Raw genomic sequence first — 496 nt, forward strand, 5'->3', positions numbered from 1 at the left:
GCACGAGCGGTCCCTGCGCGAACACGAGGTCGTCCGCGCGCAGCTGCAGCGCACCATCGGCTCGCGCGAGGTCATCGAGCAGGCCAAGGGCGTCGTGTCGTACCTGCGGGGTGTCTCGATCGAGGAGGCCTTCGCGGTGATCCGCGGGTACGCGCTCGAGCACCGCGAGCCGCTCTCCGAGGTGGCCCGCGCGATCGTGCAGCGCCGACTCGTCCCCTGACGACCGCGGGCGAGCAACCCCGACCGCGGGCGAGCACGCACGACCACGGGCGAGCAACCACGGCCCCCTCCGCCCGCTACGGTGAGCGGATGGGCAAGGTCACGCTGCAGGACGTCGCCGCGCACGCCGGCGTCTCGATGAAGACCGTGTCCAACGTCGTCCGTGGCTACCAGCACGTCAGCGACCCGATGCGCAGCCGGGTGCAGGCCGCGATCGACGAACTCGGGTACCGCCCGAACGTCTCGGGCCGGTCCCTGGCGACCGGACGCTCGAACA

General features: G+C 72.2%; 2 protein-coding genes. Both read left to right on the forward strand.

The window, feature by feature from the left end; all coding sequences use genetic code 11:
* A partial coding sequence (locus H489_RS0118865; protein WP_031259580.1) for an ANTAR domain-containing protein occupies window positions 1-220 on the forward strand: 220 nt, incomplete at its 5' end.
* Between the two features lie 89 nt (window positions 221-309).
* The coding region (locus H489_RS38200) for a LacI family DNA-binding transcriptional regulator (RefSeq protein WP_031259582.1) at window positions 310-496 on the forward strand (187 nt) is incomplete at its 3' end.

The organism is Curtobacterium flaccumfaciens UCD-AKU (assembly GCF_000349565.1).
Taxonomy (GTDB): Bacteria; Actinomycetota; Actinomycetes; order Actinomycetales; family Microbacteriaceae; genus Curtobacterium; species Curtobacterium poinsettiae.